The 22,513-nt window shown below is 55.0% G+C and carries 21 protein-coding genes; 16 read left to right on the top strand and 5 right to left on the bottom strand.

From position 1 onward, the window contains the following. The first annotated feature begins 2 nt into the window (after positions 1-2). From WHR59_RS01265 to WHR59_RS01215, 11 genes are all read left to right on the top strand, one after another. Positions 3-635 (top strand): fumarylacetoacetate hydrolase family protein, encoded by a 633-nt coding sequence (locus tag WHR59_RS01265; protein ID WP_043018626.1) that lies wholly within the window; start codon positions 3-5, stop codon positions 633-635. Continuing rightward, on the top strand, positions 632-1,396 hold the full coding sequence (locus WHR59_RS01260; RefSeq protein ID WP_080625996.1) for a fumarylacetoacetate hydrolase family protein: 765 nt from the start codon (positions 632-634) through the stop codon (positions 1,394-1,396). Before WHR59_RS01265 ends, WHR59_RS01260 begins: the two co-directional genes overlap by 4 nt. Further along, entirely contained in the window at positions 1,393-2,859 is a 1,467-nt protein-coding gene (gene hpaE, locus WHR59_RS01255; protein WP_043018628.1) for a 5-carboxymethyl-2-hydroxymuconate semialdehyde dehydrogenase, read from the top strand. The genes WHR59_RS01260 and hpaE overlap by 4 nt, the downstream gene beginning before the upstream one ends. Position 2,860: 1 nt before the next feature. Beyond that, on the top strand, positions 2,861-3,718 hold the full coding sequence (gene hpaD / locus WHR59_RS01250; RefSeq protein ID WP_075145523.1) for a 3,4-dihydroxyphenylacetate 2,3-dioxygenase: 858 nt from the start codon (positions 2,861-2,863) through the stop codon (positions 3,716-3,718). A 10-nt stretch (positions 3,719-3,728) separates the two neighbouring features. Further along, positions 3,729-4,109 carry a 5-carboxymethyl-2-hydroxymuconate Delta-isomerase gene (locus WHR59_RS01245; RefSeq protein ID WP_047408060.1) on the top strand — a complete coding sequence of 127 codons (381 nt, stop codon included), beginning with the start codon at positions 3,729-3,731 and terminating at the stop codon, positions 4,107-4,109. Between the two features lie 107 nt (positions 4,110-4,216). Continuing rightward, positions 4,217-5,020, top strand: coding sequence for a 2-oxo-hept-4-ene-1,7-dioate hydratase (hpaH, locus tag WHR59_RS01240; protein WP_172862480.1), 804 nt, complete (start codon positions 4,217-4,219; stop codon positions 5,018-5,020). A gap of 10 nt (positions 5,021-5,030) precedes the next feature. Continuing rightward, positions 5,031-5,822, top strand: coding sequence for a 4-hydroxy-2-oxoheptanedioate aldolase (gene hpaI / locus WHR59_RS01235; RefSeq protein WP_043018632.1), 792 nt, complete (start codon positions 5,031-5,033; stop codon positions 5,820-5,822). A gap of 71 nt (positions 5,823-5,893) precedes the next feature. Continuing rightward, the gene (hpaX, locus tag WHR59_RS01230) at positions 5,894-7,270 is read left to right on the top strand and encodes a 4-hydroxyphenylacetate permease (protein ID WP_043018633.1); all 1,377 of its coding nucleotides are present in this window, start codon (positions 5,894-5,896) and stop codon (positions 7,268-7,270) included. Positions 7,271-7,279: 9 nt separating this feature from the next. Next, entirely contained in the window at positions 7,280-8,170 is an 891-nt protein-coding gene (gene hpaA, locus WHR59_RS01225; protein WP_043018634.1) for a 4-hydroxyphenylacetate catabolism regulatory protein HpaA, read from the top strand. A 179-nt stretch (positions 8,171-8,349) separates the two neighbouring features. Beyond that, entirely contained in the window at positions 8,350-9,912 is a 1,563-nt protein-coding gene (gene hpaB / locus WHR59_RS01220) for a 4-hydroxyphenylacetate 3-monooxygenase, oxygenase component (protein WP_087050786.1), read from the top strand. A 19-nt stretch (positions 9,913-9,931) separates the two neighbouring features. After that, entirely contained in the window at positions 9,932-10,444 is a 513-nt protein-coding gene (locus tag WHR59_RS01215) for a 4-hydroxyphenylacetate 3-monooxygenase reductase subunit (RefSeq protein WP_043018636.1), read from the top strand. 143 nt (positions 10,445-10,587) lie between these two features. On the opposite strand, the gene WHR59_RS01210 is transcribed toward WHR59_RS01215, so the two are convergent. Next, positions 10,588-11,793: an NAD(P)/FAD-dependent oxidoreductase gene (locus WHR59_RS01210; RefSeq protein WP_043018637.1), complete on the bottom strand. Its 1,206-nt coding sequence runs from the start codon at positions 11,791-11,793 to the stop codon at positions 10,588-10,590. A gap of 229 nt (positions 11,794-12,022) precedes the next feature. Here WHR59_RS01210 and pitA point away from each other — a divergent pair, with 229 nt between their 5' ends. Next, the gene (pitA, locus tag WHR59_RS01205) at positions 12,023-13,522 is read left to right on the top strand and encodes an inorganic phosphate transporter PitA (protein WP_043018638.1); all 1,500 of its coding nucleotides are present in this window, start codon (positions 12,023-12,025) and stop codon (positions 13,520-13,522) included. Positions 13,523-13,586: 64 nt separating this feature from the next. Here the strand turns inward: pitA and uspB are convergent, their stop codons facing one another. Then, a complete protein-coding gene (gene uspB / locus WHR59_RS01200) occupies positions 13,587-13,922 on the bottom strand; it encodes a universal stress protein UspB (protein WP_003023371.1) in 336 nt (111 codons plus the stop codon). 392 nt (positions 13,923-14,314) lie between these two features. On the opposite strand from uspB, the gene uspA reads away from it, so the two are divergent. After that, positions 14,315-14,752 carry a universal stress protein UspA gene (gene uspA, locus WHR59_RS01195; RefSeq protein ID WP_003023368.1) on the top strand — a complete coding sequence of 146 codons (438 nt, stop codon included), beginning with the start codon at positions 14,315-14,317 and terminating at the stop codon, positions 14,750-14,752. A gap of 281 nt (positions 14,753-15,033) precedes the next feature. Next, positions 15,034-16,506 (top strand): dipeptide/tripeptide permease DtpB, encoded by a 1,473-nt coding sequence (dtpB, locus tag WHR59_RS01190; RefSeq protein ID WP_043018639.1) that lies wholly within the window; start codon positions 15,034-15,036, stop codon positions 16,504-16,506. An 86-nt stretch (positions 16,507-16,592) separates the two neighbouring features. On the opposite strand, the gene WHR59_RS01185 is transcribed toward dtpB, so the two are convergent. Continuing rightward, positions 16,593-17,096: an RrF2 family transcriptional regulator gene (locus WHR59_RS01185; RefSeq protein WP_003023361.1), complete on the bottom strand. Its 504-nt coding sequence runs from the start codon at positions 17,094-17,096 to the stop codon at positions 16,593-16,595. 232 nt (positions 17,097-17,328) lie between these two features. Between WHR59_RS01185 and WHR59_RS01180 the strand changes: the two genes are divergently transcribed. Then, the gene (locus WHR59_RS01180; protein ID WP_043018641.1) at positions 17,329-18,528 is read left to right on the top strand and encodes an NAD(P)/FAD-dependent oxidoreductase; all 1,200 of its coding nucleotides are present in this window, start codon (positions 17,329-17,331) and stop codon (positions 18,526-18,528) included. 43 nt (positions 18,529-18,571) lie between these two features. Here the strand turns inward: WHR59_RS01180 and rsmJ are convergent, their stop codons facing one another. Together rsmJ and prlC are read right to left on the bottom strand one after the other, a co-directional pair. Then, complete coding sequence (gene rsmJ, locus WHR59_RS01175; protein ID WP_172862483.1) at positions 18,572-19,321, bottom strand: 16S rRNA (guanine(1516)-N(2))-methyltransferase RsmJ; 750 nt, start codon at positions 19,319-19,321, stop codon at positions 18,572-18,574. Positions 19,322-19,329: 8 nt separating this feature from the next. Next, positions 19,330-21,372, bottom strand: coding sequence for an oligopeptidase A (gene prlC, locus WHR59_RS01170; RefSeq protein WP_172862484.1), 2,043 nt, complete (start codon positions 21,370-21,372; stop codon positions 19,330-19,332). Between the two features lie 214 nt (positions 21,373-21,586). Here prlC and WHR59_RS01165 point away from each other — a divergent pair, with 214 nt between their 5' ends. Next, entirely contained in the window at positions 21,587-22,429 is an 843-nt protein-coding gene (locus tag WHR59_RS01165; RefSeq protein WP_043018644.1) for a 23S rRNA (adenine(2030)-N(6))-methyltransferase RlmJ, read from the top strand. Positions 22,430-22,513: the final 84 nt, after the last annotated feature.

Here is a 22,513-nt window from a genome sequence, read left to right as displayed (position 1 = left end):
GAATGAAAGGTACCATCTTCGCCGTGGCGCTTAACCACCGCAGCCAGCTCGATGCCTGGCGCGAAGCGTTCCAACAGGCCCCCTACAAAACGCCGCCAAAGACCGCGGTGTGGTTTATCAAACCGCGTAATACCGTTATCGGCAACGGAGATAGCATCCCCTTCCCGCAGGGTGAAACCGTGCTAAGCGGAGGGACTGTGGCCCTGATCGTCGGTAAAACCGCCCGTAAAGTAACTGCAGAAAAAGCGGTTGCTTACATTGCCGGATATGCGCTGGCTAACGACGTAAGCCTGCCGGAAGAGAGCTTCTATCGCCCGGCAATCAAAGCCAAATGCCGCGATGGCTTCTGCCCGATTGGCGCACTTTCTACGCTCAGCGACGTCGATAACCTGACCATTATCACCGAAATCAACGGTCGGGAAGCTGACAGTTGGAACACTGTTGATCTCCAGCGCTCCGCCGCCGAGTTGCTAAGCGCCCTGAGTGAATTCGCGACCCTCAACCCTGGCGACGCCATTCTGATCGGCACCCCGCACAACCGCGTAACCCTGCGACCAGGCGATCGCGTACGTATTCTTGCCGCAGGCCTCCTGCCGCTGGAAAACCCGGTGGTTACCGAAGGAGAACTGGCATGAAACAAGCACGTATTGAGTGGCAGGGACAACAACACAACGTCCAGATCGATGAACGCGAGCAGGTTCGCCTGGCTGACGGCAGACTGCTAAAAGAAGGCGAATTTCGTTGGCTGCCGCCCGCCGACGGCACGCTGTTCGCGCTGGGTCTGAACTACGCCGATCACGCCAGCGAGCTGGAGTTTAAGCCGCCCACCGAACCGCTGGTGTTTATCAAAGCGCCAAACACCTTTATCGGCCACCAGCAGGAATCGGTACGCCCGGATAACGTTGAGTACATGCACTACGAAGCCGAACTGGTGGTGGTGATCGGCAAAACCGCGCGTAAGGTCGCCGAAGCCGACGCCATGGAGTACGTAGCCGGATACACCGTCTGCAACGACTACGCCGTCCGCGACTATCTGGAAAACTACTATCGCCCCAATCTGCGGGTAAAAAGCCGCGACACTCTGACGCCAATAGGCCCCTGCATCGTCGACAAAGCGGATATTCCTGACCCGCACACCCTGGCCCTGCGCACCTGGGTCAACGGCGAACTGCGCCAGCAGGGCACCACCGCCGATCTAATCTTCAGCATCCCGTTCCTGATCGCTTATCTGAGCGAGTTTATGACCCTGCAACCGGGCGACATGATCGCCACTGGTACGCCAAAAGGGCTGTCAGACGTGGTGCCGGGCGATGAAGTGATCGTCGAAGTGGAAGGCGTCGGCCGTCTGGTCAACCGCATCATCAGTCAGCAGGCATATGAGGAGAAGCTGTCATGAAAAAGATTAACCATTGGATCAACGGCAAAAACGTCGCGGCTACGGAGTATTTTCACACCACCAACCCGGCAACCGGTGAAGTGCTGGCGGAAGTGGCCTCCGGCGGTGCCGACGAAGTGAATCAGGCGGTGGCGGCAGCGAAGGAAGCGTTCCCTAAATGGGCCAATCTGCCGATGAAAGAGCGTGCACGCCTGATGCGCCGTCTGGGCGACCTGATCGACCAGAACGTCCCTGAAATTGCCGCCATGGAGACCGCCGACACCGGCCTGCCGATCCACCAGACCAAAAACGTGCTGATCCCTCGCGCGTCGCATAACTTCGAATTTTTCGCCGAAGTGTGCCAGCAGATGAATGGCAAGACCTATCCGGTCGACGACAAGATGCTCAACTACACCCTCGTACAGCCGGTCGGCGTTTGTGCACTGGTGTCGCCGTGGAATGTGCCGTTTATGACCGCCACCTGGAAAGTCGCGCCGTGCCTGGCGCTGGGCAATACCGCTGTGCTGAAGATGTCCGAGCTTTCGCCACTGACTGCCGATCGTCTGGGTGAACTGGCGTTAGAAGCAGGCATTCCGGCAGGCGTATTGAACGTGGTTCAGGGCTACGGCGCAACGGCAGGCGATGCGCTGGTACGCCACCACGACGTACGCGCGGTGTCGTTTACCGGCGGTACCGCCACCGGGCGCAATATCATGAAAAATGCCGGGCTGAAAAAATACTCCATGGAACTTGGCGGTAAATCACCGGTGCTAATTTTTGAAGATGCCGATATTGAACGTGCTCTTGATGCCGCGCTGTTTACCATCTTCTCGATCAACGGCGAACGCTGCACCGCTGGCTCGCGCATTTTTATCCAGCAGAGCATCTACCCCGAATTCGTCAAACGCTTTGCTGAACGCGCCAACCGCCTGCGCGTCGGCGACCCAGCCGACTTGAACACTCAGGTAGGCGCGCTGATTAGCCAACAGCACTGGGAGAAAGTCACCGGTTATATCCGCCTCGGCATTGAAGAAGGGGCGACCCTGCTGGCGGGCGGCCCGGATAAACCCGCCGACCTGCCTGCACATCTGAAAAGCGGCAACTTCCTGCGCCCAACGGTGCTGGCGGATGTCGACAACCGCATGCGTGTCGCGCAGGAAGAGATATTTGGCCCGGTAGCCTGTCTGCTGCCGTTTAAAGACGAGGCGGAAGGTCTGCGCCTGGCCAACGATGTGGAGTACGGCCTCGCCTCTTATATCTGGACCCAGGACATCAGCAAAGTGCTGCGCCTGGCACGCGGCATTGAAGCCGGAATGGTGTTCGTCAACACGCAGAACGTCCGCGATCTGCGTCAGCCGTTTGGCGGCGTGAAGGCTTCTGGTACAGGCCGTGAAGGCGGCGAATACAGCTTTGAAGTGTTCGCCGAAATGAAAAACGTCTGCATCTCGATGGGCGACCATCCGATCCCAAAATGGGGAGTCTGATATGGGAAAGTTAGCTTTAGCTGCAAAAATTACACACGTTCCGTCGATGTATCTCTCTGAACTGCCGGGGAAAAACCACGGCTGTCGTCAGTCAGCCATCGATGGACATAAAGAGATAAGCAAACGCTGCCGCGAAATGGGCGTCGATACCATCATTGTGTTCGACACCCACTGGCTGGTCAACAGCGCCTACCACATCAACTGTAGCCCCCATTTTGAGGGGAACTACACCAGCCACGAACTGCCGCACTTTATTCGCGACATGGCCTACCGCTACGAGGGAAACCCGGAGCTGGGCCAATCAATCGCCGATGAAGCCGTCAAACTGGGTGTGCGTGCTCAGGCACACAATATTCCCAGCCTGACGCTGGAATACGGCACTCTGGTACCGATGCGTTATATGAACGAAGACAACCACTTCAAAGTCGTTTCCATCTCAGCATTCTGTACCGTGCATGACTTCGCGGACAGTCGCAAGCTGGGTGAAGCAATTCTTAAAGCTATCGAGAAATACGACGGCACCGTGGCGGTCCTGGCCAGCGGCTCACTGTCGCACCGCTTTATCGACGATCAGCGTGCGGAAGAAGGCATGAACAGCTACACCCGCGAGTTCGACCATCAGATGGACGAGCGGGTCGTGAAGCTGTGGCGTGAAGGTAAGTTCAAAGAGTTCTGCACCATGCTGCCGGAGTACGCCAACTACTGCTACGGCGAGGGCAACATGCACGACACGGTGATGCTGCTCGGCATGCTGGGCTGGGATAAATATGACGGCAACGTTGAATTTATCACCGAGCTTTTCGCCAGTTCCGGCACCGGCCAGGTCAACGCCGTCTTCCCGCTGCCTGAGCAGGTTTAAGGAGTTCAGAATGCCGCACTTTATTGCCGAGTGTACCGACAACATCCGCGAACAGGCCGATTTACCGGGTCTGTTCGGCAAAGTGAACGAAGCGCTGGCGGCGACCGGCATCTTTCCCATCGGCGGCATTCGCAGTCGCGCCATCTGGCTGGATACCTGGCAGATGGCCGACGGCCAGCATGATTATGCCTTCGTGCATATGACGCTGAAAATCGGCTCCGGGCGTAGCCTGGAGAGCCGTCAGGACGTGGGTGAGATGTTGTTTGCGCTGATTAAGGCCCATTTCGCCACGCTGATGGAGAGCCGCTATCTGGCACTGTCGTTCGAAATCCAGGAGTTGCACCCGACGCTGAACTACAAACAGAACAACGTGCACGCGTTATTTAAATAATGTGCAAATTGCCCGGTGGCGCTGTGCTTACCGGGCCTACACCGGCCATGAATTGTAGGCCGGATAAGCGAAGCGCCATCCGGCAATGCAATGCCACAGGAACCACTATGCTCGATAAACATACCCATACTCTGATCGCCCAGCGTCTAAACCAGGCGGAAAAACAGCGCGAACAGATCCGCGCTATTTCGCTGGATCACCCGACGATCACCATCGAAGACGCCTACGCCGTTCAGCGCGAATGGGTAAAAATGAAAATCGCCGAGGGCCGCGTGCTTAAAGGCCACAAAATCGGTCTGACCTCCAAAGCGATGCAGGCCAGCTCGCAGATTAGCGAACCGGACTACGGCGCGCTGCTGGACGATATGTTTTTCCACGATGGCAGCGATATTCCCACCGACCGCTTTATCGTTCCGCGCATTGAAGTGGAGCTGGCCTTCGTGCTGGCCAAACCGCTGCGCGGCCCGAACTGCACCCTGTTCGACGTCTACAACGCTACCGACTATGTGATTCCGGCGCTGGAGCTTATCGACGCCCGCTGCCACAACATCGACCCGGAGACCCAGCGCCCGCGCAAGGTCTTCGACACCATCTCCGATAACGCCGCCAACGCCGGGGTGATCCTCGGCGGTCGCCCCATCAAACCCGACGAACTGGATCTGCGCTGGATCTCCGCCCTGCTCTATCGCAACGGCGTGATCGAAGAGACTGGCGTGGCTGCAGGGGTACTCAATCACCCAGCCAACGGCGTGGCCTGGCTGGCGAACAAGCTTGCGCCGTATGACGTCCAACTGGAAGCCGGGCAGATTATTCTCGGTGGCTCCTTTACCCGTCCGGTTCCGGCGCGCAAGGGCGACACTTTCCACGTTGACTACGGCAACATGGGCGCGATTAGCTGCCGGTTTGTTTAGGAGAAACATGATGAATAACGCCTTTAAAGATGCCTTAAAAGCCGGTCGCCCACAGATTGGCCTATGGCTTGGACTTACCAGCAGCTACAGCGCAGAGCTACTGGCCGGGGCAGGGTTCGACTGGCTGTTAATTGACGGAGAGCATGCGCCGAACAGCGTGCAAACGATACTGACCCAACTGCAGGCGATCGCCCCTTACCCCAGCCAACCTGTGGTGCGACCATCATGGAACGACCCGGTGCAAATTAAACAATTGCTGGATGTGGGTGCGCAGACTCTGCTGGTGCCGATGGTACAAAACGCTGACGAAGCGCGACTGGCAGTGAAGGCCACCCGCTACCCGCCCGCAGGTATTCGCGGCGTAGGTAGCGCGCTCGCCCGCGCCTCACGCTGGAACCGCATCCCCGAATATATCCATCAGGCCAACGACGCAATGTGCGTGCTGGTGCAAATTGAAACCCGCGAAGCGCTAAAAAATCTGCCACAGATCCTCGACGTTGAGGGCGTGGACGGCGTGTTCATCGGCCCGGCCGATCTCAGTGCTGATATGGGATTTGGCGGCAATCCGCAGCACCCGGAGGTGCAGGCTGCCATCGAACAGGCCATCGCGCAAATTCGTGCAGCCGGTAAAGCGCCGGGGATCCTGATGGCTAACGAACAGTTGGCGAAACGTTATCTGGCGCTAGGCGCACTGTTCGTTGCCGTCGGCGTTGATACCACTCTGCTGGCCCGTGGCGCAGAAGCGCTGGCGGCGCGGTTTGGGGGGGAAATAAACGCGCCGGGTTCACCAGGCGTCTACTAGTGCCCGGTAAGCGCAGCGCTACCGGGCAAAATAGCCGTACCCTACAAAATTCCCATTAGAGGAAAATGACAATGAGCGATACATCATCTGCCATCCCGGAAAAGTTCGATCCGGCTAACCAGCATAAACAGCTGACGGCGCAGCAGCAGTCAGTTATCAACAAACTGTTCCGTCGCCTGATCGTATTTTTGTTCGTACTCTTTATCTTTTCGTTTTTAGACAGGATCAATATCGGCTTTGCCGGACTGACCATGGGGCAGGATCTGGGACTGAACGCCACCATGTTCGGCCTTGCCACCACCCTGTTTTACGTTACCTACGTGATTTTTGGCATACCCAGCAACGTGATGCTCAGCATCGTCGGCGCTCGCCGCTGGATTGCCACCATCATGGTGCTATGGGGCATCGCCTCTACCGCCACCATGTTCGCCACTGGGCCGAACAGCCTCTACATCCTGCGGATGCTGGTGGGGATTACCGAGGCCGGTTTCCTGCCCGGCATCCTGTTGTATTTGACCTTCTGGTTCCCGGCCTTTTTCCGCGCCCGCGCCAACGCGCTGTTTATGATTGCGATGCCGGTGACTACCGCGCTGGGGTCGATCGTTTCTGGATATATTCTGTCTATGGACGGCATGCTTAACCTGCGCGGCTGGCAATGGTTGTTCTTGCTGGAAGGCTTCCCGTCGGTGCTGCTCGGCGTTATGGTCTGGTTCTGGCTCGATGATTCACCGTCGAAGGCGAAATGGCTGACGGCAGAAGACAAAAAGTGCCTGCAGGAGATGATGGATAACGATCGCCTCATGCTGGTACAGCCGGAAGGGGCGATCAGCCATCACGCCATGCAACAACGCAGCCTGTGGCGGGAAGTATTTACGCCGATCGTGCTGATGTACACCCTGGCCTACTTCTGCCTGACGAATACACTCAGTGCGATCAGTATCTGGACGCCGCAGATCCTTAAAAGCTTTAACGAAAGCAGCAGCAACATCACTATCGGCCTGCTGGCGGCAATCCCGCAGATTTGTACCATTCTCGGAATGATCTACTGGAGCCGTCACTCTGATAAACATCGAGAGCGTAAGCATCATACCGCTCTACCTTTTCTGTTTGCCGCTGCAGGCTGGCTGCTGGCTTCAGCCACCGATCACAACCTAATCCAACTACTGGGGATCGTGATGGCCTCCACCGGCTCCTTTAGCGCCATGGCCATCTTTTGGACCACCCCGGATCAGTCGATCAGCCTACGCGCCAGAGCGATCGGTATCGCGGTGATCAACGCCACCGGCAATATCGGATCAGCAGTAAGCCCATTAATGATCGGCTGGCTGAAAGATATTACTGGCAGCTTTAGCAGTGGTCTGTGGTTTGTTGCCACCCTGTTGGTCATTGGCGCGGTGATTATCTGGGCTATTCCGATGAAAGGATCGCGTCCTCGCGCGACGCCGTAAGGAGCCGCTATGTGTCAGAGCTCTATCGCCAATATCGATATCAACAAAGAGTACGATGAGAGTCTGGGAACGGAAGATGTGCATTATCAGTCGTTTGCCCGCATGGCTGAGTTCTTTGGCCGCGATATGCAGGCGCACCGTCACGACCAATATTTTCAGATGCACTTTCTTGATACCGGGCAGATTGAGCTGCAGCTTGACGAGAGTCGTTATTCAGTACAGGCACCGCTGTTCGTTCTGACACCGCCGTCGGTGCCGCACGCCTTTATCACTGAGTCTGATAGTGATGGGCACGTACTGACGGTGCGGGAGGATTTGGTCTGGCCGCTGTTGGAGGTACTTTATCCCGGCACACGGGAAGCCTTCGGCCTGCCGGGTATCTGCCTGTCGCTGGCCGATAAGCCCGAAGAACTGGAGGCACTAACGCACTACTGGCGGCTGATTCAACGTGAGTCGACCTCGCAATTACCGGGACGTGAACACACACTGATGCTATTGGCGCAGGCGGTGTTCACCCTACTACTACGGAATGCGAAGCTTGACGATCATGCCGCCAGCGGGATACGCGGCGAGCTAAGGCTGTTTCAACGTTTTAACCAGCTAATCGATAACCACTATCACCAGCACTGGACGGTGCCGGACTACGCCTACGAGCTGCATCTGACCGAATCCAGACTGACCGATATCTGTCGCCGCTTCGCTAACCGCCCACCAAAAAGGCTAATTTTCGACAGGCAGTTGCGCGAAGCCAAGCGGCTATTGCTGTTTTCCGACAGCGCGATCAACGAAATAGCCTGGCAATTGGGTTTTAAGGACCCAGCCTATTTCGCTCGCTTCTTTAACCGCTTAGTCGGCTGCTCACCGAGCGCGTTCAGACTGAAGAAAGTGCCCGTGTCGTGACTCTGCTTACCCTTTCATTCTAAATGACGTCTGGATCACAGAACGTTATCTCACCTGAAAAGTACCCACAGATGACCTAAAAGTCTCTTCACGAAAACCTTCTTAACCGCTTCAATTGAACAACAAAAACAAAACATAAATTTAACATCACAATCCAATTAATACTGAAGAGGTCCCCTATGAAACCTGAAAATTTCCGTGCAGACGCTAAACGCCCGTTAACTGGTGAAGAGTATTTGAAGAGCTTGCAGGACGGCCGCGAAATCTATATTTACGGTGAGCGTGTTAAAGACGTGACTACGCATCCAGCTTTTCGCAACGCAGCCGCTTCTGTCGCCCAAATGTACGATGCGCTGCACAAACCCGAACTGCAGGACACCTTGTGCTGGGGTACCGACACCGGCAGCGGCGGCTATACCCACAAGTTTTTCCGCGTCGCGAGAAGTGCCGATGACCTGCGCCAGCAGCGCGATGCCATCGCCGAATGGTCGCGCCTGAGCTACGGCTGGATGGGGCGTACTCCGGACTACAAAGCCGCGTTTGGCTGTGCGCTGGGTGCTAACCCAGAATTTTATGGTCAGTTTGAGCAGAACGCCCGCGACTGGTACACCCGCATTCAGGAAACCGGCCTGTACTTTAACCACGCCATCGTCAATCCACCGATCGACCGCCATAAGCCAGCGGATGAAGTGAAAGACGTCTATATCAAGCTCGAGAAAGAGACCGATGCTGGGATTATCGTCAGCGGTGCAAAAGTGGTGGCGACCAACTCTGCGCTGACCCACTACAACATGATTGGCTTCGGCTCCGCGCAGGTGATGGGCGAAAACCCGGACTTCGCGCTGATGTTCGTCGCGCCGATGGATGCCGAAGGGGTCAAACTTATCTCGCGCGCCTCCTACGAACTGGTCGCCGGAGCAACCGGATCGCCATACGATTATCCGCTCTCCAGTCGCTTCGACGAAAACGATGCGATCCTGGTCATGGATAACGTGCTGATCCCGTGGGAAAACGTGCTGATTTACCGCGACTTTGACCGCTGCCGCCGCTGGACGATGGAAGGTGGCTTCGCCCGTATGTATCCGCTGCAGGCCTGCGTACGTCTGGCGGTGAAGCTCGACTTTATCACAGCCCTGCTGAAGCGCTCGCTGGAGTGCACCGGTACCCTGGAGTTCCGCGGCGTACAGGCCGAGCTTGGCGAAGTCGTGGCCTGGCGCAATATGTTCTGGGCGCTGAGCGACTCAATGTGCGCCGAAGCAACGCCGTGGGTCAACGGGGCATATCTGCCGGATCACGCCGCGCTGCAAACCTATCGCGTGATGGCGCCGATGGCTTACGCCAAAATCAAAAATATTATCGAGCGCAGCGTCACCAGCGGCCTGATCTATCTGCCGTCCAGCGCACGCGATCTCAATAACCCGCAAATCAACGAATATCTGGCGAAATACGTACGCGGATCGAACGGTATGGATCACGTCGAGCGCATCAAGATCCTCAAACTAATGTGGGACGCCATCGGCAGCGAATTTGGTGGCCGCCACGAGCTGTATGAAATCAACTACTCCGGTAGCCAGGACGAAATCCGCCTGCAGTGTCTGCGCCAGGCACAGAGCTCCGGCAACATGGACAAAATGATGGCGATGGTCGATCGCTGCCTGTCCGAGTACGACCAAAATGGCTGGACGGTTCCACATTTGCACAACAATTCCGATATCAACATGCTGGATAAGCTGCTGAAGTAACCAGCAGCGGGAGGTCACAATGCAATTAGATGAACAACGTCTGCGTTTTCGCGATGCCATGGCCAGTCTGTCGGCCGCCGTTAACGTCATCACCACCGAAGGCGAAGCGGGCCGCTGCGGGATCACCGCTACGGCAGTCTGTTCGGTGACCGACTCGCCACCGTCGGTGATGGTCTGTATCAACGCCAATAGCGCAATGAACCCGGTGTTTCAGGGCAACGGCAAGCTCTGTATCAACGTGTTGAACCACGAGCAGGAAGTGATGGCCCGCCATTTCGCCGGGATGACAGGCATGGCTATGGAAGATCGCTTCAACCTTTCATGCTGGCAGAAAGGCGCGCAAGGCCAACCGGTACTGAAAGGATCGCTGGCAAGCCTCGAGGGTGAGATTAATCAAGTGCAGACTATCGGCAGCCATTTGGTCTATCTGGTCGAAATCAAGAACATTACCCTCAGCCAGCAAGGCCACGGGCTGATTTACTTCAAGCGCCGTTTCCATCCGGTGATGATGGAAATGGAAGTGGTCGCGTAGTGATCATATAGGGTTTACCTGGCCGCAAACCGGGTAAACCCTAAGTGAGGTTCTGTTCCCGCTAACGGCCTGAATAACGATAGCGATTGAGCACACTGCTAATTGATTCCATTCATAAAATGCTGACTTCTTGCTGGTAAAATCTACTGTGTTTTTACCCCAGAGGCTAAATCCTGTGCGCACGCCCAGGCGCTCGACCACGCCCACTGGAAGTTATAGCCGCCCAACCAACCGGTGACGTCCATAACTTCGCCGATAAAATACAGCCCCGGCACTTTGCGCGCTTCCATCGTGCGCGATGACAGCTCGTTGGTATCGACGCCACCTAACGTGACTTCAGCGGTACGATACCCTTCCGTACCGTTCGGCTGCACCCGCCACTCGGTCAGCGTTTCAACCAGCGTTTGCTGATCGCGTACGTTAAGCTGCTTCAGCGAGACATCCGGAATTTGCCCTAACTGCTGTAAGCATTCCACCAGACGCTTTGGCAACTGCATCGCTAACGTGTTCTTTAAGCTTTGATTAGGGTGTGCGCTTCGTTGGTCATCGAGGAAGCCCGCGAGGTCAACATCCGGCAACAAATTAATGCTGACAAATTCACCTGGCTGCCAAAAACTGGAAATCTGCAGCACGGCCGGACCAGAAAGCCCGCGGTGCGTAAAGAGCAGGTTTTCACGAAATACGGTGCCGTCCTCGGCGGTGATAACGGAGGAAACCGATACGCCAGAGAGCACCTGAAGCTGCTCCAGTAGCGGCTTATGTAAAGTGAACGGCACCAGACCTGCGCGGGTCGGCAACACGTTCAGGCCGAACTGTTCGGCAATTTTATAGCCAAACGGCGTTGCGCCCAGACCCGGCATAGAGAGGCCACCGGAGGCGATAACCAGCTTTTTCGTGCCGACAGTCATCCCATTCAATTCCAGGATAAAATCGTCACCATCGCGCTCAACGCTCAGGACTTCGCTACGTAACCGCATAGTTACGTTACCTTTTTCACACTCGTCCACCAGCATATCGACAATTTGTTGGGCGGAATCGTCGCAGAAAAGCTGACCTAGCGTTTTTTCATGCCAGGCAATGCCGTGCTTGCCCACCAGATCGATAAAATCCCACTGCGTATAACGCGCCAGCGCCGATTTGCAAAAATGCGGGTTTTGGCTCAAATACGCGGCCGGTTCGACATAAAGATTAGTAAAGTTGCAGCGGCCCCCGCCAGACATGAGAATCTTGCGCCCTGGCTTTTTACCATTATCGATCAGCAGTACGCGACTACCTGCTTGTCCTGCCTGCGCGGCACAAAACATACCCGCTGCGCCAGCGCCTATAATAACGGTATCAAACCTTTCCACGTTGCGATCCTCTCTAAAAAGCGGGAGTGAATTGTAAAGATTCCTCAGTGGTCGCACCAGCACCAAACTACCGATAAAGGGTATTTATCTGAAATATATAGGATAATTCTTTAGTGGTGTAAAACAAAGCAGGAGACAAATCAAAAAAACTCTATATTTCACTTTGCCCGCGCCGCCAAAGTCACTGATAATGCGCCGCGTTCATGTCCTCAAAATGGCGTAACGTCCTATGCTACATTTGTTTGCTGGCCTGGATTTACATACCGGGCTTTTACTATTGCTTGCTCTGGCTTTCGTGCTGTTCTACGAAGCAATTAACGGCTTCCATGACACAGCCAATGCTGTCGCAACCGTGATCTACACCCGCGCAATGCGTTCGCAATTGGCGGTGGTCATGGCTGCGTTGTTCAACTTCTTTGGTGTTTTGCTGGGCGGTCTCAGCGTGGCGTATGCCATCGTGCATATGCTGCCAACGGATCTGCTGCTAAATATGGGATCGTCACATGGCCTCGCCATGGTGTTCTCCATGCTGCTGGCGGCAATTATCTGGAACCTGGGTACCTGGTACTTTGGTTTGCCTGCATCCAGCTCCCACACGCTGATTGGCGCCATTATCGGTATTGGTTTAACCAATGCGTTGATGACCGGCACCTCGGTGGTGGATGCACTTAACATCCCGAAAGTTATCGGTATTTTTGCCTCGCTAATCATCTCGCCAATTGTCGGTCTGGTGGTTGCAGGTGGTCTTATTTTCATTCTGCGTCGCTACTGGAGCGGTACGAAAAAACGTGCCCGTATCCACCTGACGCCGGCAGAACGTGAAAAGAAAGACGGTAAGAAAAAGCCGCCGTTCTGGACGCGTATTGCACTGATCCTCTCCGCAATCGGCGTGGCGTTCTCCCACGGTGCGAACGATGGTCAGAAAGGCATTGGTCTGGTGATGTTGGTGCTGATTGGCGTAGCGCCTGCAGGTTTCGTGGTGAATATGAATGCTTCCGGTTACGAGATTACCCGTACCCGTGATGCAATCAATAACGTCGAAGTCTTCTTCCAGCAGCGCCCTGACCTGCTTAAACAGGCCACAGGCGTAGACCAGTTGATTCCGTCACCGACGGACGCGGCACCCGCGACGGCGACAGAGTTCCATTGCCACCCGGCGAATACCATCAACGCGCTGGAACGCGCGAAAGGTATGCTGGCGAATCTGGAAACTTACGACAAGTTAAGCGTCGAGCAGCGTGGTCAGCTGCGCCGTATTATGCTGTGCATCTCTGATACCACCGATAAAGTGGTTAAGCTGCCTGGCGTAAGCGCTGACGATCAGCGTCTGCTGAAGAAACTGAAAGCTGACATGCTGAGCACCATTGAGTACGCGCCTATCTGGATCATTATGGCCGTCGCACTGGCGCTGGGTATTGGTACGATGATTGGCTGGCGTCGCGTAGCCACCACCATCGGCGAGAAAATCGGTAAGAAAGGTATGACCTATGCCCAGGGGATGTCGGCGCAGATGACTGCCGCAGTCTCTATCGGTCTCGCCAGTTACACCGGTATGCCCGTTTCCACCACTCACGTTCTTTCCTCTTCCGTTGCGGGAACGATGGTTGTTGATGGCGGCGGTTTGCAGCGTAAAACAGTGACCAGCATTCTGATGGCCTGGGTCTTCACCCTGCCGGCTGCGATTATTCTTTCCGGGGTGCTGTACTGGCTCTCCCTGAAGCTTATCTAAGCGAATGCACGGTAAAAAAGCGGGTCAGGAAACTGGCCCGCTTTTTTTGTATCTGTCGTTGGAATCAGTGCCAGATAATCAGCGCAACCATGCTGATTAACACCAGGCCGCATAGCGCGCTGGTGAGAATGAACTGACCGCGAACCCGCTCACAGCGGCGAATAAATTCATCATCATGATGATCGCGGTAACGCTGAGCGTAGATATACCACACCAGACGCATCTGCTTATTCGGTTGCCCATGCGAGGTAAAAAAGCCTCCTCCATCTACATACTGGTAAAGCAATGGATCGCAACCACGAAGTACCACTAACAGTGCGCGTAGCGAAGAAAAATAGCGCGCCATATTAACAATGCAAACGACACATAAAGCCCAGAACAATGCAATGGTGCTTATCATACCTCCTCCCCGGCGACCCGCCCACGGAACTCCTTTCCGGGACTACCGCTCCCCGATACCCTGCCAAACCATTCAGTGAAGAGTACAGCCGAAACCGTTCGTATTAGTATCACGCATCCGAACGCCTCTCTAGATAGTGTAGGAGATTAGTTAATTTTTTTGCCAGAAGGTTAATCGCTATCAATGCAATTAACTAAAAAATTTGTTTAACTGCTTGGCAAGCAAGGCGGATTGACGGATTATCCTGGTCGCTATAATGTAAGGATAGTCCTTATATGGTACGTTTTTACGACTGGGCTAGCCCCGCGCGCAAGGTTCGCAGGACGCGGATGACGCGGCGGCAGATAACGCCAGCAGGCTAGTCATCGACAACTTATGGAAGGAGTAACACTATGGCTTATAAACACATTCTTATCGCGGTTGATCTTTCTCCGGAAAGCAAAGTTCTGGTTGAAAAAGCGGTCTCTATGGCGCGGCCTTACAATGCTAAAGTCTCCCTTATCCACGTTGACGTAAACTATTCCGACCTGTACACCGGGCTTATCGACGTGAATCTGGGCGACATGCAGAAACGCATTTCTGAAGAAACCCACCACGCGTTAACCGAGCTGTCCACCAATGCAGGCTACCCTATCACCGAAACCCTGAGCGGTAGCGGCGATCTGGGTCAGGTTCTGGTTGATGCCATCAAAAAATACGACATGGATCTGGTCGTTTGTGGTCACCACCAGGATTTCTGGAGCAAACTGATGTCCTCCGCGCGCCAACTGATCAACACTGTCCACGTCGACATGTTGATTGTTCCGCTGCGTGACGACGAAGAAGCATAAAATGCTTACCGCCGGAACATAACCCGGCCCGCAGCAAGTCGCTTAGCCTGTAAACGCCCGCCTGTGCGGGCGTTTTTGTTTTTATCATTCGGACACAATTAGTACATCAATCCAACAAACAAATCATAATTAGTGTGATCAACTAATTGGATCGAAAACCATCTCTATAATACTCTACCCTCGCGGCCAATAACCGCAGTCTATAACAAAATAAGACTTTTTCGGCGCGTTTAAGCATACGCGTTCATACTTTTCGGGATGGCTTTGAAAGGCGATGGAATATGAATAAAACTGCACCTACGGGCTTGCTGCAGCAACCTCGTCCGTTCTTCATGATCTTCTTCGTAGAATTATGGGAACGATTTGGCTATTACGGCGTTCAGGGCATCCTGGCGGTATTTTTTGTTAAGCAGCTCGGATTTTCACAAGAACAGGCATTCGTCACCTTTGGTGCCTTTGCCGCGCTGGTTTACGGCCTGATTTCGATCGGCGGCTACGTCGGCGACCACCTGCTAGGCACCAAGCGCACACTGGTACTCGGTGCCATTGTACTGGCCATCGGCTACTTCATGACCGGGATGTCGCTGCTTAAGCCCGATCTGATCTTTATTGCTTTGGGTACCATTGCCGTTGGTAACGGGCTGTTTAAAGCCAACCCGGCAAGCCTGTTGTCAAAATGCTATCCACCGAAAGACGCCCGTCTGGACGGTGCTTTCACCCTGTTTTATATGTCGATTAACATCGGTTCGTTGCTGTCGCTGTCGCTGGCGCCAGTGATCGCCGATAAGTTTGGCTACGCAGTGACCTACAACCTGTGCGGTGCCGGGCTTATCGTCGCGCTGCTGGTCTACTTTGCCTGTCGTGGCATGGTGAAGGATATCGGCTCTGAGCCAGACCATAAGCCGCTGAGTTTCCGTAATCTATTCTGCGTGCTGGCCGGTACGGTAGTGATGGTATTTATCTGCGCCTGGCTGATGCACAACGTGCAGGTTGCCAACCTGGTGCTGATTGTCCTGTCGATTGCCGTGACGATCATCTTCTTCCGTCAGGCATTCAAACTGGATAAAACCGGGCGCAACAAGATGTTCGTGGCCTTTATCCTGATGCTGGAAGCAGTGGTGTTTTACGTTCTGTACGCGCAGATGCCGACATCGCTGAACTTCTTTGCTATCAATAACGTGCACCATGAAATTCTCGGTTTTGCCATCAACCCGGTGAGCTTCCAGGCGCTGAACCCGTTCTGGGTGGTACTGGCAAGTCCGGTGCTGGCCGCTGTCTATACCCGTCTGGGAAACAAAGGCAAAGACCTGACCATGCCGATGAAATTTACGCTCGGTATGTTCCTGTGCTCGCTGGGCTTCCTGACGGCCGCCGCTGCCGGGATGTGGTTTGCCGATGCGCAGGGGCTGACGTCACCGTGGTTTATCGTGCTGGTCTACCTGTTCCAGAGTCTGGGTGAACTGCTGATTAGCGCCCTGGGACTGGCGATGGTCGCCGCTCTCGTGCCACAGCACCTGATGGGCTTTATTCTCGGGATGTGGTTCCTGACCCAGGCTGCGGCCTTCCTGATGGGGGGTTATGTCGCCACCTTCACCGCCGTACCAGAGAACATCACCGACCCGCTGCAAACGCTGCCTATCTACACCAACGTCTTCAGTAAGATTGGCCTGGTCACTCTGGCAGTAACGGTCGTGATGGCGATTATGGTGCCATGGCTGAACCGCATGATTAATACGCCAAGTACCGAGCAATAATCATCAGTGCCGGATGGCGGCTATTGCCTTATCCGGCCTACATTCAAAATGCCCGGTAGCCTGGCGCCATCGGGCATTTTCAATCGCTACCCTTTGCGTGCGTCAATCCACTCCTGAACTTCAACGACAAAAGTGTCCGGCGCTTTGCGATACATTTTGCGCGCCAAATCGAGGATCGTATGCTGGCCGAGCGCTTCTTCCATTCGCTGCTGGGCCATATCCATTACCGAGCGCACACCACAAATGCCTTCACAGGCCCACTCTGGCGGATGCTCCTCAAATACCGCCAGCCGCTGGCGAATTTCGCGACATTCGAAGATGCGCTTGTCGCCATCGATGGCATTCACCACGTCCAACACCGTGATATGTTCAGCGGGTTTAGCCAACTGGAAACCGCCGCCCTTGCCCTCAATACTGCGTACCAGGCCCGCTTTCGATAAACGGGTAAAAATTTTCGCCAGATAGTCATACGGCACGCTTTGCAGCTCGGCAATTTCACGCACGCTCATATCCCGCGCGTCGCCCTTGCTGTCGACCATACACATCAGGCTATGAATGCCGTACTCAACCCCGGAACTGTAGAATGCCATTCTCTTATCTCAGCCAAAATGAATCTGAGTTTATTGTAGCTTTTTCGTCTCATTCATTCCAGACAGCAAAGTGAAGCCACTTTAAAATATAATTTTAAATACATATTTATCAAATAGATATTAAATAACCCCCACCCTTTTCGGTAAAAAGGAGTTTGATCGCATTGCAATTCTTAACTACGACAAATAAAATCCGAGTAAATAATTCGTAGTCACCAGTGAGAAAACCCTAATGCGTAAACAAATTCTGATCGTGGGCGCCGGCTTTGCCGGTATGTGGGCAGCATTAAGCGCCGCACGACTGGCGGATAAACATCAGCAGGCCATTGATATTACCGTAATTGCGCCACAACCAGAGCTGCGTGTTCGTCCACGCTTTTATGAAAGCGCCGTACAAACCCTGGTCGCCCCGCTGCAGCCGTTGTTTGACGTTACTGGCGTCAACTTCCTGCAAGGCCACGTAGAGCAGATCCTCCCGGACTCTAAAGAGATAAGCTGGAAAGATGCCAACGGTGAAATTCATCTGCGCCGCTATGACCGCCTGGTGCTCGCCAGCGGCAGCCACGTAAACCGCGACATTGTCGCCGGCGCCGCTGAGCACGCGTTTGACCTCGACCAGCTCGAGAGCGCCGCCGTACTGGAGCAGCACATTAAGGATCTCGCATTACAACCGGAAAGTGAGGCCCGCAATACGGTCGTGGTCTGTGGTGGCGGCTTTACCGGGATTGAGATGGCGCTGGAATTACCGGGGCGTTTGCGCGAAATATTGGGCGCTGATGCTAAGACCAGAGTTGTCGTAGTTGAACGCGGCGCTCAGCCAGGCGGCCGCTGGAGCCAGGAATTACGTGACGTCATTATCGAAGCCTCCGCTGAACTGGGCGTCGAATGGCTGGTCAATGCGGAAGTAGAGTGCGTGGATGCCTCCGGCGTCACGCTGAAAGATGGTCAGATGATTGCTTCGCAGACGGTTATCTGGACGGTCGGCGTACAAGCGAATAGCCTGACAGCACAGATTAACGCTCCGCGCGATCGCCAGGGCCGTCTGCATGTAAATACCCATCTGCAGGTTGTGGGTCACGATGATATCTACGCCACCGGCGATGTGGCCTATGCCGCCACCGACGACAAAGGCAACCATGCGTTAATGACCTGCCAGCACGCAATTTTATTGGGCAAGTTCGCCGGGAACAACGCCGCAGCAAGCGTGCTGGACGTGGCGCCGCTGCCGTACCGCCAGGAGATGTACGTCACTTGTCTGGATCTGGGAGCCTGGGGCGCGGTATATACCGAAGGTTGGGACCAACAGGTGAAACTGACGCGCGCAGAAGCGAAGAAGCTGAAGGTGTCGATTGTCAGCGAGCTGATTTACCCACCGAAAGCAGACCGCGCGGTAGCGTTTGAGATTGCCGATCCGCTGGCACCGTTTGTTTAAGCCGTAATGCCGGATGCGGCTACCGCCTTATCCGGCCTACAAACTATGCTGTCCCTGAGTAGATATCGAACCGATGCCCTTTCGTGACTACCGCATTCGGCGTGGCGACATCCGCCAGCGGCGGCGCGTAGTCCGGGCGTTTCACCACTACACGTTTGGTGGCCAACTGACGCGCAGGCTCCAGCAGGCCGTCCGCATCCAGATCCGGTCCTACCAACGACTGAAACACCCGCATCTCTTTTTTCACCAGCGCGCTTTTCTGCTTATGCGGGAACATCGGGTCGAGATATACCACCTGCGGGCGCGGGGTGATATCGGTTAACGCCGTCAGGCTGGAGGCATGGATTAGTTGTAAACGTTCCTGCAGCCACGGGCCGATTTCCGGGTCGGCATAGCCGCGCGCCAGACCATCATCAAGCAGCGCCGCCACTACCGGGTTACGTTCCAGCATTCGGACGCGGCAGCCTACCGAGGCCAGTACAAACGCATCGCGCCCCAGCCCGGCTGTCGCATCGACTACATCCGGAAGGTAATCGCCTTTAATGCCAACCGCCTTCGCCACCGCTTCACCGCGGCCACCGCCAAACTTGCGCCGATGGGCCATTGCACCGCCCACGAAATCAACGAAGATACCGCCAAGTTTAGGTTCGTCACGTTTGCGCAGTTCCAGATGTTCCGGCGTCATCACCAGCGCCATCAGGTTATCTTCATCGTGTTCCAGTCCCCAGTGGGCGGCCAGAACAGATAAGGCGCCGTCTCCGGCGCCTGTTTCATCCAGTAAACAAATTTTCACGCGAACAATCAGCCCTTGATGCCGTAATGCGCCAGCATGGCATCCAGCTGCGGCTCACGGCCGCGGAAGCGTTTGAACAGCGTCATCGGCTCTTCCGAACCACCACGGGTGAGGATGTTATCGAGGAACGATTGTCCGGTTTGGCGGTTGAAAATCCCTTCATCTTCAAAGCGAGAGAAGGCATCTGCCGCCAGCACGTCGGCCCACAGATAGCTGTAGTAACCTGCCGCATAGCCACCAGCAAAAATGTGGCTGAAGGCATGTGGGAAGCGGCCCCACGTTGGGCCCGGCACCACGGCAACCTGCTTTTTAATTTCCGCCAGTGTGTCGAGGATTTTCGCCCCTTGCTGCGGGTTAAACTCCGCGTGCAGACGGAAATCAAACAGGCCGAACTCCAGTTGACGGAGAATAAACAACGCCGCCTGATAGTTTTTCGCCGCCAGCATTTTATCCAGCAGTTCCTTCGGCAGCGGCTCACCGGTCTCAAAGTGACCGGAGATAAATGCCAGCGCTTCTGGCTCCCAGCACCAGTTTTCCATAAACTGGCTCGGCAGTTCGACCGCATCCCACGGCACGCCGTTGATGCCGGAAACCCCCGCGGTTTCGATACGAGTCAGCATATGGTGCAGACCATGGCCGAACTCGTGGAACAGGGTAATCACTTCATCGTGGGTAAACAGGGCGGGTTTGCCGTTCACCGGACGGTTAAAGTTACAGGTCAGGTAGGCAACAGGCTTTTGTAGCGTACCGTCGGCTTTACGCATCTGCCCGACACAGTCGTCCATCCACGCCCCGCCACGTTTATGCTCACGGGCATACAGGTCAAGATAGAAGCTGCCGCGCAGTTCGTTGTTTTCGTCATACAGCTCGAAGAAACGGACTTCCGGGTGCCAGACGTCAACATCGGTGCGCTCTTTGGCGGTGATGCCATAAATACGTTTAACCACTTCAAACAGGCCGTTAACGGCTTTGTTTTCCGGGAAATATGGGCGCAACTGCTCGTCGCTGATGCTGTAGAGGTGCTGTTTTTGTTTCTCGCTGTAGTAAGCGATATCCCACGGCTGCAGCTCATCAACGCCAAATTCCGCTTTTGCGAAGGCGCGCAGCTGGGCTAACTCTTTCTCACCCTGCGGACGGGCGCGTTTCGCCAGATCGGTCAGGAAGTCGAGCACCTGCTGCGGGTTCTCCGCCATTTTGGTGGACAGCGATTTAAAAGCGTAGCTTTCGAAACCCAACAGCTGTGCCAGTTCGTGGCGCAGCGCGAGGATCTCTTCCATTATCGGGCTGTTGTCCCATTTGCCAGCGTTTGGTCCCTGGTCAGACGCGCGAGTGGAATAAGCGCGATACATCTCCTCACGCAGTCCCTGGTTGTCGCAGTAGGTCATGACCGGCAGGTAGCTTGGGATATCCAGCGTTAACAGATAGCCGTCCTGCTCTTTAGCTTCAGCCTGGGCTTTTGCGGCGGCCAGCGCGCTCTCCGGCATGCCGGAGAGTTCCGCTTCATCAGTCACCAGCTTAGTCCAGCCCATGGTGGCATCCAGCACATTGTTGCTGTACAGATTACCCAGTTCAGACAGGCGGGTAGCGATCTCGCCATAGCGCTGCTGTTTTTCCTTCGGCAGACCAATACCAGAAAGTTCAAAATCGCGCAGTGCGTTATCGACCGCTTTTTTCTGTGCGGTGTTCAGAGTGGCGTAATGATCGCCATCACGCAGATCGCGGTACGCCTGATACAAACCTTCATGTTGCCCAACCCAGGTGCTGTATTCAGACAGCAGCGGCAGCGTTTGCTCGTAGGCTTCGCGCAGTTCCGGGCTATTTTTCACCGAGTTCAGGTGACTAACAGGAGAGAAAATACGCCCCAGCACATCGTCAACTTCTGCCAACGGCTGGCAGAGATTTTCCCAGGTGTACGGCGCGCCCTGCGCAACCACTCGCTCAACGTTTTCGCGGCAATCATTCAGCGCCTTAGTGACGGCAGGCACAACGTGCTCAGGCTGAATTTTAGAAAACGGCGGCAGTTCGAAGGGAGTCAGCAATGGATTGGTCATTAGCGCGGTCCTGTTGAAAAGAGTGAATGAAGCGCGTATCCGGCGCTGTGCATATTAATTTGTACAATGGGGTTAAGTGTAGAGGATTTCAATGCCAGGCGTTGCGCTTTCGCGGCAGTGACGAGTTTTCTGTATACTGTGGCGATACGCTTTATTTTCGCCCGATATCGCGCTGTTTTCGGGCCTACGTTTATAACCTGGAACACGTTTACCCATGCTCAGTTATCGCCACAGTTATCACGCTGGCAACCACGCCGACGTCCTTAAACACACCGTTCAGAGCCTGATCATTGAATCGCTCAAAGAGAAAGAAAAACCGTTTCTCTATCTGGACACCCATGCTGGCGCAGGCCGTTATCAGCTGAGCAGTGAGCATGCCGAACGTACCGGTGAATATCTTGAAGGGATCGCCCGTATCTGGCAGCAGGACGATTTGCCTGCCGAGCTGGAACCCTACATTGGTGTGGTGCAGCACTTCAACCGTAGCGGTCAGTTGCGCTACTACCCGGGCTCTCCGTTAATTGCTCGCCAGCTGCTGCGCGAACAGGACAGCCTGCAATTAACTGAACTGCACCCGAGCGACTTTCCTCTGCTGCGCGGCGAATTCCAGAAGGATGAGCGCGCTCGCGTGGCCAAAGCCGATGGTTATCAGCAGCTAAAAGCAAAATTACCGCCAGTTTCCCGTCGCGGGCTGATCCTTATCGATCCACCATATGAAATCAAAAGTGACTACCAGGCGGTGGTAACCGGTATTAACGAAGGCTACAAGCGTTTCGCGACCGGCACCTATGCGCTGTGGTATCCGGTGGTTTTGCGCCAGCAAATCAAGCGCATGGTCCACGATCTCGAAGACACCGGCATCCGCAAAATTCTGCAAATTGAGCTGGCGGTACGCCCGGACAGCGATCAGCGCGGCATGACGGCGTCCGGCATGATTGTGATTAACCCGCCGTGGAAGCTGGAGCAGCAGATGAACAACGTTCTGCCGTGGTTGCACAGCAAACTGGTACCGGCAGGAACCGGCCATACCTCGGTAAGCTGGATCGTGCCGGAGTAATCGCAGCCATCGGTGGAACCTTTTAATATCAGGTATACAATCGCGAATATTTTGGCGGATGGCGTAACGCTTCTCCGCCCTACA

Origin of the sequence: Citrobacter europaeus (genome assembly GCF_037482245.1) — a bacterium.
GTDB lineage: Bacteria > Pseudomonadota > Gammaproteobacteria > Enterobacterales > Enterobacteriaceae > Citrobacter > Citrobacter europaeus.
This window is presented reverse-complemented; position numbering and strand designations above follow the sequence as displayed.

Coding starts and splice junctions, on each gene's coding strand:
- WHR59_RS01265 (WP_043018626.1), top strand. CDS start 3: ATGAAAGGTACCATCTTCGCCGTGGCGCTTAACCACCGCAGCCAGCTC.
- WHR59_RS01260 (WP_080625996.1), top strand. CDS start 632: ATGAAACAAGCACGTATTGAGTGGCAGGGACAACAACACAACGTCCAG.
- hpaE (WP_043018628.1), top strand. CDS start 1,393: ATGAAAAAGATTAACCATTGGATCAACGGCAAAAACGTCGCGGCTACG.
- hpaD (WP_075145523.1), top strand. CDS start 2,861: ATGGGAAAGTTAGCTTTAGCTGCAAAAATTACACACGTTCCGTCGATG.
- WHR59_RS01245 (WP_047408060.1), top strand. CDS start 3,729: ATGCCGCACTTTATTGCCGAGTGTACCGACAACATCCGCGAACAGGCC.
- hpaH (WP_172862480.1), top strand. CDS start 4,217: ATGCTCGATAAACATACCCATACTCTGATCGCCCAGCGTCTAAACCAG.
- hpaI (WP_043018632.1), top strand. CDS start 5,031: ATGAATAACGCCTTTAAAGATGCCTTAAAAGCCGGTCGCCCACAGATT.
- hpaX (WP_043018633.1), top strand. CDS start 5,894: ATGAGCGATACATCATCTGCCATCCCGGAAAAGTTCGATCCGGCTAAC.
- hpaA (WP_043018634.1), top strand. CDS start 7,280: ATGTGTCAGAGCTCTATCGCCAATATCGATATCAACAAAGAGTACGAT.
- hpaB (WP_087050786.1), top strand. CDS start 8,350: ATGAAACCTGAAAATTTCCGTGCAGACGCTAAACGCCCGTTAACTGGT.
- WHR59_RS01215 (WP_043018636.1), top strand. CDS start 9,932: ATGCAATTAGATGAACAACGTCTGCGTTTTCGCGATGCCATGGCCAGT.
- pitA (WP_043018638.1), top strand. CDS start 12,023: ATGCTACATTTGTTTGCTGGCCTGGATTTACATACCGGGCTTTTACTA.
- uspB (WP_003023371.1), bottom strand. CDS start 13,922: ATGATAAGCACCATTGCATTGTTCTGGGCTTTATGTGTCGTTTGCATT.
- uspA (WP_003023368.1), top strand. CDS start 14,315: ATGGCTTATAAACACATTCTTATCGCGGTTGATCTTTCTCCGGAAAGC.
- dtpB (WP_043018639.1), top strand. CDS start 15,034: ATGAATAAAACTGCACCTACGGGCTTGCTGCAGCAACCTCGTCCGTTC.
- WHR59_RS01185 (WP_003023361.1), bottom strand. CDS start 17,096: ATGGCATTCTACAGTTCCGGGGTTGAGTACGGCATTCATAGCCTGATG.
- WHR59_RS01180 (WP_043018641.1), top strand. CDS start 17,329: ATGCGTAAACAAATTCTGATCGTGGGCGCCGGCTTTGCCGGTATGTGG.
- prlC (WP_172862484.1), bottom strand. CDS start 21,372: ATGACCAATCCATTGCTGACTCCCTTCGAACTGCCGCCGTTTTCTAAA.
- WHR59_RS01165 (WP_043018644.1), top strand. CDS start 21,587: ATGCTCAGTTATCGCCACAGTTATCACGCTGGCAACCACGCCGACGTC.